Source organism: Krasilnikovia sp. MM14-A1004, from assembly GCF_047159485.1.
In the GTDB taxonomy this organism is placed as follows: Bacteria; Actinomycetota; Actinomycetes; order Mycobacteriales; family Micromonosporaceae; genus Actinoplanes.
The window spans coordinates 7,079,831-7,098,312 of record NZ_AP038773.1 but is presented as its reverse complement, the minus strand read 5'-3'; the positions used below and the strand labels follow the sequence as shown (position 1 = coordinate 7,098,312).

The following is an 18,482-nucleotide window of genomic DNA, read 5'->3' as shown; positions in this document are numbered from 1 at the left end:
CCGCACTGCCGAGCATCGATGAAGGTTTCCGCGGGGAACTGGAAGCTGTTCACCCCCCGGTAGGCGCCGTCATTTCCACAGCACACCGTCGTCCTCGAACTCGCGGACGCGGTACTCGATCATCCGGCGGAGAAGATCTGTCGGCGCCGCGCTGCCGTACGGCAGCTTGACCGTCCCTTTGCCGGTCTCGACATCGCCGAGTTCGGCGTCGAAGGCTTCGCGGGTGCTGGGCGTGAACGAGAAGTTCGCATGCTTCGCGTGGCCGCTGATCACGAACAGGATCGTTCCCGACGGGTGCACCCAGGCGGGGTGACCCCACTTGATGGCCTCGCTCGCATCCGGAACGGCCTGACGGGCCAGCGCGTGCAGTTGGTCGAGCAACTCGCGGCGCTGGCCGTCGAAGCCTTCGATGTACTCGTCGATCGTCTGGGGCTTACTCACGGCATCAGCCTTCACCACCGGGGCGGACAATTGCGCCTAATCTCACCATGATGCGCGGGGTGACACCAAGCCATGCCTGCCATCGATACCGCACCCAGCCCCAGATCAGCGCGATGCCATCGCTATGCCTGGCGCTTGATCAGGGTGAAGCTCTGTCCGCGGTCGGAGGGACCGACGCACTTGGCGAACGTGGCGGGCTTTGAACCCTGGACGTACTTCAGACGGAACCGCGTGTCCGGTCCGAACCTGCCGTCCACCTTGGCCCCCACCTTCCGCTGCGCCGCACGCAGCGCGGACTCGGTGCCCGGCCCGAACTTGCCGTCAATGGTCAGACCAGCGTTGTAGCAATGGTTCAGGGTGAACTGCAGCCCCCTGACCCCGGCGTTGCTCTGGCCCCTCGTCAGCTCACAGGTCGGCTCGAACCTGGTATTCGCCTTCGTTCCGGGCGCTTCCGGGACGAAGTTGATGATGACGCCGGTCACGCTCTTGAGCTGCCACGCTTGGCTGCACGCGGGCGCAGCCGCCGTGGCCGGTCCGGCGGGCGCCAGCCCCAACGCCACTACGGCACCGGTCACCGCGGCCGCCGTCGACAACTTCTTCATCAAGCTCTTCAACCGAATTCCTCCATGGTCCGTGGCTATCGGTCCATCCCCCGCGGGTGGATCGGCGCAAGATCGTACCGCGTTCACCGCGTGGCCGCGGGTGCCAGAGATCTCGATGCCCGGCACAGAGCCACTCCGGAGCCGTCAATTGTGCAGCGAGCCGGTCCGCTTGCCGTCCCGTTCGACCGCGAGGCAGGTGACCCTGCGATGCCGCGGCCAGAAGTCCACCATCGGCTGCAGAGAGACCAGATCGAGGCTGTCCGCCGGATCCGTGGCATAGCTGTCGAGTTCATCGGTGCAACGGTCACCCGCCTGCTTCTGCACGACCTCCTCGCCGGGCCACGGGCCGAACGGAAGGTCGAACGCCGCGAACACCTCGGCCTGGTGCGGCGTGCTGCACGACACTGTCGGCAAATGCTCGACGGTCCCGGTTTCGATGTACCGCTCTACGCAGTCGCCCGGCTCCAGCCGCGCGGCCTCCACCAGGCTGCCGTCGTCCGCGGCGGTTCCGGGCGGGTCGGCGGGCGACATGGTGTTGGCGATGATCGCGACGCAACAGCCCGAGACGATGAGACCGCCCAGAGCCGGTCCGCGTCCCCGTTGGTGCCGGCTCCGCAGCTGGACCAGGGCGACGATGCCGAGTACGGCGCTCACCACCAGGCCACCGAGTACGGCGACAGCGACGCCCGGCCGAAGCCGGTCGGCAACCAGGGCGGTGCCCAGCGACGCGCCGGAGAGCACACCGAGCGTCAGCGAGCCGATCGCGAAGGCGTTCGGTCCCGGGGTCGGCGCAGGACCGTCGACATGCTGCTCCCCAGCCGGGCGCTCACCTTCAGGCGGTCCGCTGACCGGGCCGGACGAGGGGTCCGGCGGCGTGATGTCGTGGGGCACGCGGCGGACCGTACCGGAGTTCGCTTTCCCGGTGGAGGGCTCGGCGATGGACGGGACACCGGCCGTTCGGTCAGGGCCACAAGAGTGGAGCCCAGGGGACTTGAACCCCTAACCCCCGCCTTGCAAAGGCGGTGCTCTGCCAGTTGAGCTAGGGCCCCGGGACTGAGGTCAGCGGAGGTCGGTGGCCGTGGTGGCCTCGTGCCACAGGGCACGCTCGTCGCTCGACGCCTTCACCCGCTTGACGATCAGCGCAGCCGCGCCGACCACACCGGCGATGATCAGGAGCTTCTTCAGCATGGCTGGACCTCTCGATCTGCGACTGCCGGGCACGGTGGTGGGGCTAGCTGGAATCGAACCAGCGACCTCAGAGTTATCAGCTCTGCGCTCTAACCGACTGAGCTATAGCCCCGTAAGTGCGACAACGAAGGTTAGCGTACCCCGGCGCGGGCCCCCAAACCGGGACCCCCGCCGCGCCGACGGACACGGGAGGGGTTGCCGCGGCGGGCGGCGACCCCTCCCGTACCGTTCAGTCGCGTTCCGCCAGGGTGAGCTCGATGCCGCCCACCAGGTCGGCGCAGACGTTGTAGATGAACGCACTGAGCGTGGCGAGCGCGGTGAAGAGCACCACGTTGACCGCGCCGATGAGCATCGACGTACCGATGACGCCCCACGCCGTGACCCGGAAGCCGGAGTTGCTCGAACCGGCGCCGCCGCTCGCGCTCACCAGGTCGCCCAGGCCCTTGTTGATCTCCTTCCAGACACCCATGGCGTCCAGCGCGAGATACAGGACCGACGTCGCGACGACCACGACGATGAACAGCACCACGGAGACGGCGAAGGCGAACTTCATCACGGACCACGGATCGATCCGCTTGAGGTTCAGGCGGGCGCGGCGGGGGCCACGCGCGGCGGCCGACGAGACCGTCGACCGTGCAGCGCGGACCGTCTCCGACACCCGGGCCGCGCCGACCGCGGCCGCACCGGCTGCGGCGGCGCCGGGGCGCCGCTGGCCGTCGGCGGCCGCCGGGGCGGGTCGCTGCGGTGCGGCACCGGGCGTCACCGGCGGCATGACACCGGTACGGGCGGCCGCCCCGCTGGAGGCCGCGCCGTTGCTGCCGCCCTTGGTGACGACCGGCACCGCCGCCGAACCCTTCGCGATACCCGCGGCCTGCGCGCCCGCCGACCGATCCGCCTTCGCCGGGGCGTCCCCATCGGCCGGCGGCTCGTTCGGCGGCGGGGCCATGCCCGGCGCACGCGTGAACTTCGGCGGGGACGGTGAGTCGGTGGCGGGGACTGTCGCGCGGCCGGCGGCCTCGCGTCCGGCCGCCGCGGAACCGTCCTTCTTCGGCTCCGCATCGACCGGGGTTGTCGAGGTCCCCGAGCTCCCCGACTTCGCCGTGGTCTCCGTCATCAACTAGTCCTGTTCGTCAGGCTCGTCGGCATTGCGAGCAAGCGCCACGATGGTTACACCTTCTGGGAGGTCCATCAGCTTGACCCCCATTGTGTTCCGATCCCGCGTGCGCCGTACAGGCTTCACGGGAGTCCGGATGACTCCACCATTGCTGGTGATGGCAAACAGCTCATCCTCCGGGCTGATCACCAACGCACCGACCAGGCCACCACGACGCTCCGTGATCTTCGCGGTCAGTACGCCCTTGCCACCCCGCCCCTGGACGGGATACTCCTCGATCGGCGTCCGCTTGGCATACCCGCCGTTCGTGGCGACCAAAACGTCCAGCCCTTCGCGGACCAACTCCATCGCCAGCAGCTCGTCGTCGTCGCTGAACCGCATGCCGATGACACCCGAGGTCGCCCGGCCCATCGGCCGCAGCGTCTCGTCCGTCGCGTTGAATCGGATGGCCTGGGCGTGCTTGGAGACCAACAGCAGGTCGTCCTCCGCACTGGCCAGCGCCGCTCCCACCAACTCGTCGTCCTCCCGCAGGTTGATGGCGATGATGCCACCGGTCCGGTTGGAGTCAAATTCCTCCAGCCGGGTCTTCTTCACCAGGCCATTCTTCGTTGCCAGCACAAGATACGGTGCGACCTGGTAATTCGCGATCTGGATGACCTGGGCGATGTGCTCGTCCGGCTGGAACGCCAGCAGGTTCGCGACGTGTTGGCCCTTGGCGGTTCGGCCCGCTTCTGGTAGCTCGTACGCCTTGGCCCGGTACACCCGGCCCTTGTTCGTGAAGAACAGGATCCACGCGTGGGTCGAGATCACAAAGAAGTGGCTGACGATGTCGTCCTGGCGCAGGCCGGCGCCGCTCACGCCCTTGCCGCCGCGCTTCTGCGACCGGTACATGTCGATCTTGGTGCGCTTCGCGTAACCCGTACGTGTGATCGTCACCACGACGTCCTCGCGGGCGATGAGGTCCTCCATCGAGACCTCGCCGTCGAACGGGATGATCTGGGTGAGCCGTTCGTCACCCCACCGGTCGACGATCTCCTTCAGCTCCTGCGAGATGATGGCCCGCTGCCGCTCCGGCTTGTCCAGAATGTCCTTGAGGTCGGCGATCTCCACCTCGATCTTCGCCAACTCGTCGATGATCTTCTGGCGCTCCAGGGCGGCCAGCCGCCGCAGCTGCATGTCCAGGATCGCGGTGGCCTGCACCTCGTCCACGTCCAGCAGCTGCATCAGGCCCTGGCGGGAGTCCTCGACCGTCGGCGACCGCCGGATCAGGGCAATCACCTCGTCCAGCATGTCCAGCGCCTTCACCAGGCCGCGCAGGATGTGCGCCCGCTCCTCGGCCTTGCGCAATCGGAACGCCGTCCGCCTGCGGATCACGTCGATCTGGTGCTCGACGTAGTACCGCAGGAACTGCGCCAGGTTCAGCGTGCGCGGCACCCCGTCGACCAGCGCCAGCATGTTCGCGCCGAACGTGTCCTGCAGCTGGGTGTGCTTGTACAGGTTGTTCAGCACGACCTTCGCGACCGCGTCGCGCTTGAGGACCAGGATCAACCGCAGACCGGTACGCCCGGACGACTCGTCCCGGATATCCGCGATCCCGGTGAGCTTGCCCTCCTTGACCAGCTCCGCGATCCGCTCGGCGAGATTGTCCGGGTTGACCTGGTACGGCAGCTCGGTCACCACGAGGCTGGTACGCCCCCGGGCGTCCTCCTCCACCTCGACGACCGCCCGCATCCGGATCGACCCGCGTCCCGTCCGGTACGCGTCCATGATGGCCGACTTGCCCACGATCAGGCCCTTGGTCGGGAAGTCCGGACCCTGGACGATCTCGAGGGCGGCCTCCAGAGTGGTCGCCTCGTCCGCCTCCGGGTTGTCCAGGCACCACTGCACCGCGGCGGCGATCTCGCGCAGGTTGTGCGGAGGGATCTTCGTGGCCATGCCGACCGCGATGCCCTCGGACCCGTTCACCAGCAGGTTCGGGAACCGCGCCGGCAGGATCGTGGGCTCCTTCGCCCTGCCGTCGTAGTTGTCCTGCATCTCGACGGTGTCCTCGTCGATGTCGCGCAGCATCTCCATCGCGAGCGGCGCGAGCCTCGACTCGGTGTTGTGGCTGACGAACCCGTTCGTCACGAACGCGTGGTCGTCGGTGTCGACCCGGATGCTGAACACCGGGCGTACGCCGCCGTCCGTGAGGCTGGTCACCTCGGCGTAGTAGAAGCGGCCGTCCACCAGCGGCTCGACGACATCCAGGACACCGGGCTCGGTGATCCGCGCGGCGATCTCGGCGCCGTCACGCTCCCAGCGCTCGATGCGGTCGACGTTGTGCTTGACCAGCCAGTCACGTTCGGTCCACCGGCGAGCACCATGCGTACGAATGAAATCGCCGACGAACGGCACGTGGTCGCCGGACATCGCCGTGCTGGTCGCCGGGATTGAGCCCAGCTCCGACTCCAGCTTTGCCTGCTTGCGGCCGAGGAAGCCGACGTGGAGCGCGAACTGGCGGGCATCCCGCCGGTTCGTGATGACGACCTTGATCTCGCCGTCGTCGTACCGGCACTGACGGGCCACGACGCCGAACTCCAGCAGCAACTGCTGGACCTCGGCCGCGAGACGCGCACTACGCGTCGAGTACGAGATCTGGATGGTGTTGCGTGGCAGCAGCGACGAGGAGCCATCACCCTCGAACAGGGACTGGAGGAATGCCCGCTTTACGGCTGCCGGTCCGGCCCACACGAACGACGGGACGAACTTGGCTGCGCTCCGCGCCCCGATCAGCTCCCCGAGCACGCTGCAGCGCAGCGCCTCCAGGTTCTGGATATCGAGTTCGTGCAGCACGCTGCCCGACGCGATCGTGCGGCGCTGGAGGTACCGCGGCCCGCCGACCGCGACGTCGTAGGCCGACACGACCCGGGCGAAGAAGCTGTCGTCGACGTTGTTGAAGCCCGCGCGGGTCTCCGATGCCCAGCCTTCGCTGACGAAAGCACCGGCCAGCACCGCCGCCTCGACGTGCTCCAGCATCGGCATGCCGATCTCGTCGGGTACGACGCGCTGCATGACGACGCGGTCGCCCGGCCGAATCTCCTCCAGCAACTTCCACAGCAGCGTCGGTACGCCCGCCACGCTGACCAGGCACAGAACCGGGTGGTTGTGCGTACCGGTGAGCTCGAAGCCCTCGCGGGTGCGCAGCGTGAGGGTCGGGTGTTCGCCCGAGTGGAAGAACTTCGTGGCCCGGACCGGGTCGCCGTTGCGGTCGTAGACCTTGAGGTCGATGTTGGTCTCGGAGTTCGGCGCGGCGTCCGGGACGATGTCACCGATCCGCACGGAGCCAAACGGCGTTCGGATCAAAGTATCCGAAACCAGACAATATCTCATCGCGGCTGGCGGATCGTTGCCGGGCGAACCGAAGTTGCCGTTGCCGTCGATGAGCGGATACCGCAGCGACCACGGCTGCGCCATCCGCACCAGGGCGTCGTAGATGGACGAGTCACCGTGCGGGTGGTAGTTACCCATGACCTCGCCGACGACGCGGGCGCACTTGACGTACCCACGGTCCGGGCGGAAGCCGGAGTCGTACATCGCGTACAGAATCTTGCGGTGCACCGGCTTGAGGCCGTCGCGCACGTCCGGCAGGGCCCGACCGACGATGACGCTCATGGCGTAGTCGAGGTACGACCGCTGCATCTCGACTTCGAGGCCGACCGGCTCGATGCGCTGGGTCACACCGCCGCCGACGTCGTCCTGGGGCTCGTCGCCTGGGGTCTCGGGAGTGTCCGTCACAGTTAACCCTTACTTGCAGTGGAACCCGACATCAAGGGCCGAGCTACGCATTTTGCTGTGGATAACTTTGTGGAAAGCAGTGGGGGACTGTGCATAACCACAGGTCGGCGGCGTTTCGATGACCGTCGACCTGCCCGTCAGATGTCCAGGAAGCGGACGTCCTTGGCGTTGCGCTGGATGAACGTCCGCCGGGCTTCGACGTCCTCGCCCATGAGCACGCTGAACAGCTCGTCGGCGACCGCGGCGTCATCCAGCGTCACTTGACGCAGCGTCCGGGTGGCCGGGTTCATCGTGGTGTCCCACAGCTCCAGGAAGTTCATCTCGCCGAGACCCTTGAACCGCTGGATGTCGTCCGGCTTGGCGTTCGGCTTCTTCTGCTGACGCAGCGCGATCAGGCCGTCACGCTCGCGGTCCGAGTACGCGTACTGGGCGTCGTCGCCCTTCTTGTTCCACTTGAGCTTGTACAGCGGGGGCGCCGCCAGGTACACGTGACCGACCTCGACCAGCGGGCGCATGAAACGGAACAGCAGGGTCAGCAGCAGCGTCTGGATGTGCTGGCCGTCGACGTCCGCGTCGGCCATCAGCACGATCTTGTGATAGCGCAGCTTGGCGATGTCGAACTCGTCGTGGATACCGGTGCCCAGCGCGGTGATCAGCGCCTGGACCTCGTTGTTCTTCAGCACCCGGTCGATCCGGGCCTTCTCCACGTTCAGAATCTTGCCGCGGATCGGCAGGATTGCCTGGGTGATGCTGTCCCGGCCGGACTTGGCCGAGCCGCCGGCGGAGTCGCCCTCGACGATGAACAGCTCGGTCAGGCGCGGGTCGGTGGACTGACAGTCGGCCAGCTTGCCCGGCATCGAACCGGACTCCAGCAGCGACTTGCGCCGGGCCAGCTTGCGCGCCTGCTGGGCGGCGATCCGGGCCCGCGCGGCCTGGGACGCCTTGGTGACGATCATTTTGGCTTCGGCCGGGTTGCGCTCGAACCAGTCCGCGAGCTGGTCGTTGGCGACCTTCTGCACGAAGCTCTTCATGTCCGTGTTGCCCAGCTTTGTCTTTGTCTGGCCCTCGAACTGCGGGTTCGCGAGCTTCACCGAGATGATCGCGGCGAGACCCTCGCGGATGTCCTCGCCGGAGAGCTTCTCGTCGCTCTTGAGCAGCTTCTTCTCCGCGCCGTACCGGTTCACGATGCCGGTCAGCGCGGCCCGGAAGCCCTCCTCGTGCGTGCCGCCCTCGTGGGTGTTGATCGTGTTGGCGAACGTGTAGACCGACTCGCCGTACGACTCGTTCCACTGCATGGCGACCTCGACCGCCATGCCGTCCTCGTTCGCCTCGGCACCGAACTCGATCACCGACTTGTGGATGGCGGTCTTCGTGGCGTTGAGATGGCGCACGAAGTCGGCGATGCCACCCGCGTACATGAAGGTGACCTCGCGGGCCTTGCCGTTCTCGTCCTCCTGGCCGGGGCGCTGGTCGAGCAGGTTGATCGTCAGGCCGCGGTTGAGGAACGCCATCTCCTGGAGACGGCGGTAGATCGTCTGGAAGTCGAACTCGACCGTCTCGAAGACCGCCGGGTCGGGCCAGAACTGCACCGTCGAGCCGGTCGTCGTGGTGGTCTCGCCCTTCTCCAGCGGGCCGGGCTTGGAGGCGGTGTACCGCTGGCGCCACACGAAACCGGACTTGTGGATCTCGACGGCCATGCGGGTCGACAGCGCGTTCACCACGGAGACACCGACACCGTGCAGGCCGCCGGACACCTTGTACACCGTGCCCTCGAACTTGCCGCCCGCGTGCAGCACGGTCAGTGCCACCTCGACGCCCGGCTTCTTCAGCTTCGGGTGCAGGTCGACCGGGAAGCCACGGCCGTTGTCGGTGACGGAGACGCCGCCGTCGGGCAGCAGAACGACGTCGACGGTGTCGCAGAAGCCGGCCATGGCCTCGTCGACGGCGTTGTCCACAACCTCCCAGACCAGGTGGTGCAGACCGCGCTCGCCGGTGGAGCCGATGTACATGCCGGGACGCTTACGCACCGCTTCGAGGCCCTCGAGCACGGTGATGGACTCGGCACCGTATTCGTGCTTCTTCTCTGCCACCTCGGCCACTTTCTCGTGCCTGGCCCGCGTGGGCCGGACCCGGGGTCGGCGGGCGGCTGGGCGACCGGCGTGCACGGCGCACCACAGACGACAACCCGCGGGAGGGGCGGACCACCGGTGGAGCAGAGCCGCGCCGGTCGCCGCGGTCACCCGCGGATCGTGATCGGCTGGAAAAATCGCGCAGCGTGACGGATCATCGTCATGCTGGCGTTTTCCCGGTCTTCGGCGATTCTACTCCGCCGGAGCGAGTTCTCGGGGGTCCGGCACCCTTTCCGGGCGGCTCAGATTGCCGTAGCGGCTCGCAGGCCGCCTCCCACGTCTCCCCCTACACGGAAGAGGTGCTCGACCGCAACGGCCGCGGAATCGGGGGCCGCCCGGTGGGGCGCGCCTGCCGCACCCGAGGGCCACGCGCTGCGACACTGCCTCACGGCCACCGGTGGCGGTGTCGTAACCTCCCCGCGCGGGCCGGTGTACGGCCGGACGGCCGCAAGGGTAGGTCGAGGAGGTGGCCCCCCATGGCGCACGACAAGGGCCTGGACAACGTCGCGGTGCGCTGGCCGCGGACGAACCAGTTCTATGACCCGGTGGCGCCCGCCGAGTTCGTGGACTTCGGGGGCATCGCGGAAGCGCCCGACATCGCGGCGCCCACCGGCGCGCTCGCGCTGCACATCGCCAAGACGGGTACGGTGCGCGCGACCGCGTACACGGAGCTGGTCGACCTGCTGCTGGGTCTCGACGGGGTGCTCTACGCGACCGACGCGGCCGCGGAGGACGAGGACCCGGTGATCGACCCCGACGGCTGCGCGTGGATCGCGGGCGGTCTGGAGCGCTTCGTCGAGGGTCACCACGAGTACGGCGACCTGGTCACGTTCGACAGCGTGGCCGGCGTGATGCGGGCGGCGGTAGCCGGTGGGCGCCTCGCGGAGCAGCAGCTGCGCTGGCTGGACCATCGACTGGCGGCGCTGCGCGACGACGCGGGGAACGCACCGCACTGGAGCTTCGCGCGTACGGAACTGGCGGTGCTGGCCGGTTTCTACCGGCGCTGCGCCGAGCGCGGCTTCGCGGTCTTCGCCGACTACTGATCGGTCCCGAGACGCCGGGCCTGGCGCCCGTCTCGGCGGCGACACGCCCCGGATCTTGAAGAGTTCGGGTGCAGAGCCGACCCGAAGTCATCAGGCTTGCCCGGGTGAGTCGGAACCACTATCCGTAGGTGTCGCGCGGGCCCCGGCCCTGGACCCGGCGGGGGCCCCGGCTCCAGGACGGCGCGGCCGGGCCGTGGATGTTGAGCTTGGTGACGACATTGTTGCCGACCTCGGCCGCGATGCGCCGGAGCAGCCCGCCGGCGAGCATGCGCAGCTGGGTTGCCCACGCCGTGGACTCCGCCTCGACGGTGAGTACGCCGGCGTCGAGCTTCACGGGGCGGCTGTGCGCGGCGATGTCGGGGCCCACGACCTTCTCCCAGTCGCCGAAGACCGTGGCCTCGGCTGCAGGCTTCTGCCAGCCGCGCTGCTTGATCAGCCGTTCCAGGACCGCGCCGAACAGTTGGGGATCGCGCGGATCCGGACCCGGACCGGAGTAGCCGCGTAGCCGCCGTCCGCCGCCGTCCCCGCCACCACCGGAGCGGCGTGGGGCTCGCGGCGCGGCACGGCGCTTGGCCAACGCCGCGTCCAGCACCGCCCGCGCGAGTTCGGGCCCGGCCGCGCCGTCGGTTCCCGGCCCTCCGTCGACCCCCGGCGCGCCGGCGGAATCGCCTGGGCCGCTCAAATCCCCCGTGCTGCCGGAGACACTCGTGCCGCCGTCGGAACCGCCCCGGCCGTCGGAACCGCCCCGGCCGTCGGAACCGCCGCGGACGCCGGAGTCGGCGGGCCTACGTGACCCGACCGGACTGCCCCCACCGGTGTGGTCGCGTGATCGCTCGGGGCGCGCAGGTCCCGTGCGATCGGGTGATCCCTCGGGGCCGCTCGGCGCGGCCGCAGCATGGTCAGCCGGCACGGGTCACCGTCCCCGGGACGACATCGAAGCGCGCGCCGCGCAACGTGGAAGGCACGTCCTCGGCGACCGCGCAGGTCACCAGCAGCTGGGCGGCATCGCCGACCAGCGTGGCCAGCCGCTCCCGGCGCCCGGCGTCCAGCTCGGCGAAGACGTCGTCGAGTACCAGCACCGGCTCGATCCCCTCGGCCCGCAGCAGGTCGTACGCGGCCAGCCGCAGCGCCAGCGCGAACGACCAGGACTCGCCGTGGCTGGCGTACCCCTTCGCGGGCAGGTCGCCCAGGGTCAGCGCCAGGTCGTCGCGGTGCGGGCCGACCAGCGTGACGCCCCGTTCGGTCTCGGCCTGCCGCTGCTCCGCCAGCGCGTCCAGCAGCGCCTGCTCCAACGCCGCGCGATCCGGCGCGAGGGCATCCCCCAGCCGGGACGCGTACGCGACGGCCGCCGACGACCGTCCTGCCGCGACCGCGTCGTACGCCTTGGTCAGGTGCGGCGCCAGGGCGGTGACCAGCTCCAGCCGCCCGGCCAGCAGCTCGGCCCCGTGGTGGGCGAGATGCTGATCCCAGACGGCCAGCGTGGACAGGTCCTGCCCGCGGGTGCCGCCGACCTTGCGGGTCAGGTACGCGGTGCGCAGCAGGGCGTTGCGCTGCTTGACCACCCGGTCGTAGTCGGCGCGCACCCCGGCGTACCGGGGCATCCGGGCGACCAGCAGGTCGTCGAGGTAGCGGCGGCGCTCGCCCGGGTCGCCGCGCACGAGTTCCAGATCCTCCGGGGCGAACAGGACCATGCGCAGCGCGCCGATGACCTCGCGGGCGCGGCGCACCGGGGAACGGTTGAGCCGGGCCCGGTTCGACTTGCCGGGGACGATCTCCAGCTCGACGAGCAGTTCCCGTCCCTCGTGGACGATCGCGCAGCGCACGATCGCCGCGGCCGCTCCGGCACGGACCAGCGGCGCGTCCGTGGCGACCCGGTGACTGTCCAGGGTGGCCACGTAGCCGAGGGCCTCGACGAGGTTCGTCTTGCCGGTGCCGTTCGGGCCGACCAGCACGGTGACGCCGGGTTCGAGGTCGACCGCCGCCCGCTCGTACGAGCGGAAGTCGGTCAGCTCGACCCGGCGCACGTACACGGCTGACTCAGCGCTTGACGGCGTGGCCGCCGAACTGGTTGCGCAGCGCGGCCACCGCCTTGATGGCCGGAGAGTCCTCCTGGCGGGAGGCGAACCGGGCGAACAGCGAGGCGGCGATCACATTGGCCGGTACGGCGAGCCGGACGGCCTCGTCCACGGTCCACCGGCCCTCGCCGGTGTCCTCGGCGTAGCCCCGGATCTCGGCCAGCTGCGGGTCCTCGTCCAGGGCCCGGTCCAGCAGGTCGAGCAGCCAGGACTTGACCACGCTGCCCTCACGCCAGCTCTTGATCACGGCGGGGACGTCCTGCACCAGCTCGGAGGCCTCCAGGATCTCGTAGCCCTCGGCGTAGGCGTGCATGAGGCCGTACTCGATGCCGTTGTGGATCATCTTGGCGTAGTGGCCGGCGCCGTGCGGGCCGGCGTGCGCGAAGCCGAATTCACCGGCCGGCTTGAGCGCGTCGAAGATCGGGCGGCAGTGCGCGACGATGTCGGCCTCGCCGCCGACCATCAGCGCGTACCCGTTGGTCTTGCCCCAGATGCCGCCGGAGACGCCGCAGTCCAGGTAGTGAATGCCCTTGGCCGCCAGGCGCTCTGCGCGCGGCGCGTCGTCGGTGAACTTGGAGTTCCCGCCGTCGATCACGATGTCGCCGGGGAACAGCAGCTCGGCCAGCTTGTTGATGGTGCTCTCCGTCACGTCGCCGGCGGGCACCATGGTCCACACCACGCGGGGCGCGGCCAGCTTCTGCACCAGCTCGGCGAGACTGGCGACGTCGCTGGACTCCTTGTGCTGGTCGTACCCGATGACCTCGAGACCGGATGCGCGCATCCGGTCCCGCATGTTTCCGCCCATCCGGCCGAGACCGACAAGGCCGAGCTGCATGATGTCCCCCTACGGTGTGCGTGCTTCAGCTCAGTATCAGCGGGTTACCCGGATCGGCATGATCAGATAGCGGTATCCAGGCACGATTTCGCCGTCTTCGCCTGCGGGCGAGATCACCGCGGGCTTGAACGCGTCGACGAAGGACAGCACCGCGGTGGGGGCGTTCAGGTTCTGCAGGCCGTCGATCAGGTACTGCGGATTGAAGCCGATGGTCAGCTCCTCGCCGGTGAAGGTGGCCTCCATCGCCTCGCTGGCGCGGGCCTCCTCGGTGCCGCCCGCCTCGACGACGAGGCCGTCGGTGCTGAAGCTCAGCAGCACGGGGGTGGTGCGCTCGGCCACCAGGGCGACCCGGCGGACCACCTCGACCAGCGCGCCGACCGGCACCCGTGCCTCCGCGTTGTGGCTGGTGGGGAACAGCGAGCGCACCGGCGGGTAGTTCGCGCCGTCGAGCAGCCGGCTGGTCGTACGCCGGGTGCCGCCCGCGAATCCGATCATGCCCTCGCCGGCGGTGCCCTGGGCCAGCGCGATGGTGACCTCGCCGCCGACCGGGCCGAGCGCCTTCGCGGTGTCGTTGAGGGTCTTGGCGGGGACCAGAGCGTTGAGGCTGATCTCGGGGTCCTCGGGGGCCCACTCCATCTCCCGCATGGCCAGGCGGTAGCGGTCGGTGGCCAGCATGGCGAGGCTCGTGCCGTTCAGCTCCACCCGGACGCCGGTCATCATCGGCAGCGTCTCGTCGCGGCCCGCCGCGACCGCGACCTGGGCCACCGCGGCGGCGAAGGCCTGCGCGTCGACCGTGCCGGTGGACGAGGGCATCTCCGGCAGCGTCGGGTAATCCTCCACCGGCATCGTCGGCAGGGTGAAGCGGGCGCTGCCGCAGACCAGTTCGAGATGCGCGCCGACGGCGGCGATGTCCACCGGCTTGGCCGGCAACGCCTTGGTGATCTCGGCCAGCAGGCGGCCGGAGACGAGCGCGGCGCCGTCGGCGTCGGCCTGCACCTCCACGCTCACCTGGCTGGACACCTCATAGTCGAAACCGGAGACGTGCAGTCGCCCGTCCGCCGCCCGCAGCATGACGCCGGCCAGCACCGGCACCGAGGGACGGCTCGGCAGGCTCTTGGCCGTCCATGCGACGGCGTCGGCGAGCGCGTCTCGCTCCACCCGGAACTTCATGCTGTCCTCCGCAAGGCTTCCTCTGTAGGGGCGGACCACCGAACTCTAGGGCGCGTACGGTCCCGCCCCGCGCCCGACCCCGGTGCTGAGAACTGAGCCTGACATGGGCGGGCCAGTCGCGACCCATCCACACCTTCCCCAACGCTGATGATTGGTTTTTGTTGTCTTAGAAGAGATAACTAGTCGTCTTCATCGGGCCTGTGCACAGTGTGGAGAACTGCCGTTCGCCCAGGTCAGCGGGTTATCCACCGGTGTTTCACATGTGGGTAACCGGGGCAGGAACACCGCTCCGCGTCCACAGTCTCCGACCCGGCGACGGTTGTCCACCGTTGTCCACCGGCTGTCCACCGGAAATCCACGGGGGTTGTCCCCTGTGCTGGGGATAACGCCGCGACGGCACCGACTCGTCGTCCCCAGAACCTTCAACAGGCCATCCACACTCGTCCACAAGCAGTGGACGGAGTCGTCACGCTGAGTGTCTGTCCACATCGATTTCCCCATGGGTGGTCCACAACTGTGGGCAACCCGCGCGACGGTTGTCCACGGTTGGGGAAAACCGCTGGGGACAGCCGGTGGATAACGTTGGCACGACACGATCGCGTCGCGGCGCCATGTGCAGAAGTCACTGCACTCGCGTACGAGAACGGGCCGGTGCCCGAGGGCTCCGACCCGTGTGTGGGGGGTGCGTACCCCTCAGGTGTTCTGCTTGATCCGGTTGGTGAGCTCGGCGATCTGGTTGTAGAGCGAGCGGCGCTCCGCCATGTGCTGCCGGATCTTGCGGTCGGCGTGCATGACCGTGGTGTGGTCGCGACCACCGAAGGCCTGGCCGATCCGGGGCAGGGACAGCTCGGTCAGCTCGCGGCACAGGTACATGGCGACCTGGCGGGCGTTGACCAGGACCCGGGAACGGGAATGGCCGCGCAGATCCTCCAGGCTGACGCCGAAGTAGTCGGCGGTCGACACCATGATCTGGTCGGCGGTGATCTCGGGGCCGGCGCCGTCCGGCATGAAGTCCCGCAGCACCTCCTCGGCCACCGACAGCTGCACGGGCGAGCGGGTCAGGCTGGCGAACGCGGTCACCCGGATCAGCGCGCCCTCCAGCTCCCGGATCGAGTTCGACACCCGGGACGCGATGAACTCCAGCACGTCGTCCGGGGCGTACATCCGCTCCTGGGTGGCCTTCTTCTGCAGGATGGCGATGCGGGTCTCCAGGTCCGGCGGCTGGATGTCGGCCAGCAGGCCCCACTCGAACCGGGTACGCATCCGGTCCTCCAGCGTCGCCAGCTGCCGCGGCGACCGGTCGGAGCTGATCACGATCTGCTTGTTCGCGTTGTGCAGCGTGTTGAACGTGTGGAAGAACTCCTCCTGGGTGCGCTCGCGGTTCTCCAGGAACTGGATGTCGTCGATCAGCAGGATGTCGACGTCGCGGTAGCGCCGCTGGAACGCCTGGGTCTTGTCGTCGCGCAGGCTGTTGATGAAGTCGTTCGTGAATTCCTCTGTCGAGACGTAGCGCACCGAACGCGCGTGGCCCAGCGTCGTGGCGTAGTGGCCGATCGCGTGCAGCAGGTGGGTCTTGCCCAGCCCCGAGCTCCCGTAGATGAACAGTGGGTTGTACGCCTTCGCGGGTGACTCCGCCACCGCCACCGACGCGGCATGCGCGAAGCGGTTGGACGACCCGATGACGAAGGTCTCGAACATGTACTTCGGGTTCAGCCGGTTGCCGCCGTCCCCACCCGGCCGCGGGTTGCCGGCCGCCCGCATGTCCACCGGGCTGCGGCCCGGTCCGTTGTCGCCCGCGTGTCCCATCCGTGGCATCTCGTCGCGGCGGTCGGGGCCCGGCGGGCGCTCGTCGCGACGAGGGGTGTCGCGCCGCTGCCCGGGGTCGGCGCCCATCCGGCGCCCACCGGACTCGCTCGGCGACTCGGCGTACTGCGGCTCGGCGTACTGGGGTTCCGCGTACTGGGGTTCGGCGTACTGGGGCTCTGGGTAGTGCGGCGACGGGCGGGTCGGGGCCTCCGGCTCGGCGCGGCCGCCGGCGTGGGGCGCGGCGGGGTGGGCCGGCAGCGGCGCCGGCATCTGGGCCTGCTGCGGCACGGGTGCGGCGAACAGCGCGTCCTGTCCGTCGCGGGCGGCCGGCACCGTGCGGGGATGCGGCGCGGCGGGCGAGGAGTGCTGCGCGGATCCGGTCGGCGCCGTGGCGTACCGCTGCGGGTCGTACTCGTCCGACGGGTACGGGAGGTGCTCGGCGCCGTACCCGGTGGCGGGGGTCCCGTGCTCGCGCTCGTCGGCGTAGTGGCCGGGGCGGTCCTCGGGCTCGGGCGCAGCAGTGCCGTAATCCTCGGGCGGCGGTGTGCCGTACACCGTGCCGGGGCGGCCGGAACCGTCCTCGGGCGGGCGTACCGTGACCGCGACCTGGATCGGGCGGCCCAGCCGGCGCGACAGCGCGTCCGTGATCGCCGGGCGCAGCCGCGACTCGATCACGTCGCGGGTGAACGCGTCCGGGACGGACAGCAGTGCCGTGTCCTCGACGATCGCGCGCAGGTGGGTGAGACGCAGGTACGCCCTTTGCTGGCCCGACACGATCTCGTCGGCCAGCTCGTTCGTCGCCGCAGTCCAGACCTTGCTCAGGTCGACCGAATCGGCCACCGCCGCGCCACCCCCATCGCCCCGGACGTCCCGGTGCCTTGTCCGGCTATCCGCCTCTGCCCGTCGTCACCCACACGGGCGGCCGACCGGCTCCCCCAACCCAGCACATTCATAACGTGCTGTACCTGCACGGCGCCGCCGGCTGTCCACAGGTTATCCACAACCTGTGCACACCTTGGCGGTCGCTCCCCGGCCGGATGGTCGGCAGATTCCCCGGAGCCTGTGCTGGCGCGGGAAAACAGGCTCACCGTGCCGAACGATTCACCGCCTTGTCCGGTTTTGGCCCCCTCTATGCGGTATGCGAATAGCGCCGGGGAGACCAGCAAACGGGCACGCTAACAGCGTGGCGGCACCAGGTTCAACCGGTGGCCGCCCGTGCGAGGTGCCAACGTTCATCGACCGTACAGAATGATCGGCCGGTGGGACGCCGGGCCTGGTCACCCTGCCGTGCCGCACCCGCACTCGGTTGACCAGCGGATCCAGCCTGCGTAGGGTCGAACGGTTGCTCCGCCGCACTCTGCTAAAGTGGCGTCTTGCAGCCGATCCCCTTTGCACGTAGCACGAAGACGGAGTTCTGACGTGAGCAAGCGCACCTACCAGCCGAACAACCGCCGGCGCGCGAAGACCCACGGCTTCCGGCTGCGCATGCGCACCCGGGCCGGCCGTGCCATCCTCGCTGCCCGCCGCTCCAAGGGCCGCGACAAGCTGTCGGCCTGAGCCGACGCCTGTCGGGCCGGAATGCCCAGGTAATCGTGCTGGCCGCGGCGCAACGACTGCGGCGTAGCACCGACTTCGCCGCAGCGGTCCGTGGTGGCCGCAGAGTTGGACGCGGCACTCTGGTCGTCCATCTGAACATTCCGCCGATCTCTGACGAGCCGGCGCCCGCCGGGAGTTCCGACTCCCCGGCGCGCGCCGGCTTCGTCGTGTCCAAGGCGGTCGGCAACGCCGTGGTCCGTAACCGGGTCCGGCGCCGCCTGCGCCACCTGGTCCGGTCCCGGCTCGACGGGCTGCCGCCGGGCACCCTCGTGGTGGTCCGCGCGCTTCCGGCCGCCGCCGCGGCGGCCAGTGCCACGCTCGACGCCGATCTCGCTTCGGCGCTCGGTGCCGCGCGGGCACCGCGCCGAGGGCGGGGCCGATGACCACGGACTCGCCAGGTACGACGCCCGGCGAGGGCACGCCGGAACCCGATCCGGCCCCGACGCGGCGCGCCTCGCTGGTCGCCCGGCTGATGATCGGTGCAGTCGTCGCGTACCGTCGGTATTTGAGCCCGGCACTGCCGGCCCGCTGTCGGTTCCACCCCTCGTGCAGCGCCTACGCCCAGGAGGCGTTGGCGCGGCACGGCGCTCTGCACGGGACCCGTCTGGCGATCTGGCGGCTGTTGCGCTGCCAACCCTTCCACCCCGGTGGGTACGACCCGGTGCCTGAGCCGAAGCGTCGCCGTCCTGCCGATGTGACTGGAGCATGA

The 18,482-nt window shown here is 69.4% G+C and carries 16 protein-coding genes and 2 tRNA genes; 4 read left to right on the top strand and 14 right to left on the bottom strand.

Annotated elements, in window-relative coordinates; genetic code table 11:
* Window positions 1-69: 69 nt before the first annotated feature.
* From ACMCNN_RS31070 to gyrB, 9 genes are all read right to left on the bottom strand, one after another.
* Window positions 70-471: an iron chaperone gene (locus tag ACMCNN_RS31070; protein WP_412744001.1), complete on the bottom strand. Its 402-nt coding sequence runs from the start codon at window positions 469-471 to the stop codon at window positions 70-72.
* A 92-nt stretch (window positions 472-563) separates the two neighbouring features.
* Window positions 564-1,043 carry a peptidoglycan-binding domain-containing protein gene (locus ACMCNN_RS31065; protein ID WP_412744000.1) on the bottom strand — a complete coding sequence of 160 codons (480 nt, stop codon included), beginning with the start codon at window positions 1,041-1,043 and terminating at the stop codon, window positions 564-566.
* A gap of 144 nt (window positions 1,044-1,187) precedes the next feature.
* Window positions 1,188-1,934, bottom strand: coding sequence for a septum formation family protein (locus ACMCNN_RS31060; RefSeq protein ID WP_412743999.1), 747 nt, complete (start codon window positions 1,932-1,934; stop codon window positions 1,188-1,190).
* An 85-nt stretch (window positions 1,935-2,019) separates the two neighbouring features.
* Window positions 2,020-2,092, bottom strand: a tRNA-Ala gene (locus tag ACMCNN_RS31055).
* A 10-nt stretch (window positions 2,093-2,102) separates the two neighbouring features.
* Window positions 2,103-2,231 carry a DLW-39 family protein gene (locus tag ACMCNN_RS31050; RefSeq protein WP_242624868.1) on the bottom strand — a complete coding sequence of 43 codons (129 nt, stop codon included), beginning with the start codon at window positions 2,229-2,231 and terminating at the stop codon, window positions 2,103-2,105.
* Between the two features lie 35 nt (window positions 2,232-2,266).
* Window positions 2,267-2,343: transfer RNA gene (locus ACMCNN_RS31045), tRNA-Ile, on the bottom strand.
* A 117-nt stretch (window positions 2,344-2,460) separates the two neighbouring features.
* On the bottom strand, window positions 2,461-3,345 hold the full coding sequence (locus ACMCNN_RS31040; RefSeq protein ID WP_412743998.1) for a DUF3566 domain-containing protein: 885 nt from the start codon (window positions 3,343-3,345) through the stop codon (window positions 2,461-2,463).
* Window positions 3,346-3,348: 3 nt separating this feature from the next.
* Complete coding sequence (gene gyrA, locus ACMCNN_RS31035) at window positions 3,349-6,996, bottom strand: intein-containing DNA gyrase subunit A (RefSeq protein WP_412747341.1); 3,648 nt, start codon at window positions 6,994-6,996, stop codon at window positions 3,349-3,351.
* 260 nt (window positions 6,997-7,256) lie between these two features.
* Window positions 7,257-9,209 carry a DNA topoisomerase (ATP-hydrolyzing) subunit B gene (gyrB, locus tag ACMCNN_RS31030; RefSeq protein ID WP_412743997.1) on the bottom strand — a complete coding sequence of 651 codons (1,953 nt, stop codon included), beginning with the start codon at window positions 9,207-9,209 and terminating at the stop codon, window positions 7,257-7,259.
* Between the two features lie 515 nt (window positions 9,210-9,724).
* Between gyrB and ACMCNN_RS31025 the strand changes: the two genes are divergently transcribed.
* Window positions 9,725-10,291, top strand: a complete 567-nt coding sequence (locus ACMCNN_RS31025; RefSeq protein ID WP_130509844.1) for a hypothetical protein — start codon at window positions 9,725-9,727, stop codon at window positions 10,289-10,291.
* 118 nt (window positions 10,292-10,409) lie between these two features.
* Here ACMCNN_RS31025 and ACMCNN_RS31020 read toward each other — a convergent pair whose 3' ends face one another.
* The 5 genes from ACMCNN_RS31020 to dnaA form a co-directional block, all read right to left on the bottom strand.
* Window positions 10,410-10,973 carry a DUF721 domain-containing protein gene (locus tag ACMCNN_RS31020; RefSeq protein WP_412743996.1) on the bottom strand — a complete coding sequence of 188 codons (564 nt, stop codon included), beginning with the start codon at window positions 10,971-10,973 and terminating at the stop codon, window positions 10,410-10,412.
* A 217-nt stretch (window positions 10,974-11,190) separates the two neighbouring features.
* Window positions 11,191-12,321, bottom strand: a complete 1,131-nt coding sequence (gene recF, locus ACMCNN_RS31015; protein WP_412743995.1) for a DNA replication/repair protein RecF — start codon at window positions 12,319-12,321, stop codon at window positions 11,191-11,193.
* 7 nt (window positions 12,322-12,328) lie between these two features.
* Window positions 12,329-13,201 carry a phosphogluconate dehydrogenase (NAD(+)-dependent, decarboxylating) gene (gene gnd / locus ACMCNN_RS31010; RefSeq protein WP_412743994.1) on the bottom strand — a complete coding sequence of 291 codons (873 nt, stop codon included), beginning with the start codon at window positions 13,199-13,201 and terminating at the stop codon, window positions 12,329-12,331.
* A gap of 36 nt (window positions 13,202-13,237) precedes the next feature.
* Window positions 13,238-14,371, bottom strand: coding sequence for a DNA polymerase III subunit beta (gene dnaN, locus ACMCNN_RS31005; protein WP_412743993.1), 1,134 nt, complete (start codon window positions 14,369-14,371; stop codon window positions 13,238-13,240).
* 693 nt (window positions 14,372-15,064) lie between these two features.
* The gene (gene dnaA, locus ACMCNN_RS31000) at window positions 15,065-17,017 is read right to left on the bottom strand and encodes a chromosomal replication initiator protein DnaA (RefSeq protein ID WP_412743992.1); all 1,953 of its coding nucleotides are present in this window, start codon (window positions 17,015-17,017) and stop codon (window positions 15,065-15,067) included.
* Between the two features lie 579 nt (window positions 17,018-17,596).
* On the opposite strand from dnaA, the gene rpmH reads away from it, so the two are divergent.
* The 3 genes from rpmH to yidD all read left to right on the top strand — a co-directional run bounded on the left by rpmH (window position 17,597) and on the right by yidD (window position 18,482).
* Window positions 17,597-17,734: a 50S ribosomal protein L34 gene (gene rpmH, locus ACMCNN_RS30995; RefSeq protein WP_020516543.1), complete on the top strand. Its 138-nt coding sequence runs from the start codon at window positions 17,597-17,599 to the stop codon at window positions 17,732-17,734.
* A 35-nt stretch (window positions 17,735-17,769) separates the two neighbouring features.
* Window positions 17,770-18,156: a ribonuclease P protein component gene (rnpA, locus tag ACMCNN_RS30990; RefSeq protein WP_412743991.1), complete on the top strand. Its 387-nt coding sequence runs from the start codon at window positions 17,770-17,772 to the stop codon at window positions 18,154-18,156.
* 89 nt (window positions 18,157-18,245) lie between these two features.
* On the top strand, window positions 18,246-18,482 hold the full coding sequence (gene yidD, locus ACMCNN_RS30985; RefSeq protein ID WP_412747340.1) for a membrane protein insertion efficiency factor YidD: 237 nt from the start codon (window positions 18,246-18,248) through the stop codon (window positions 18,480-18,482).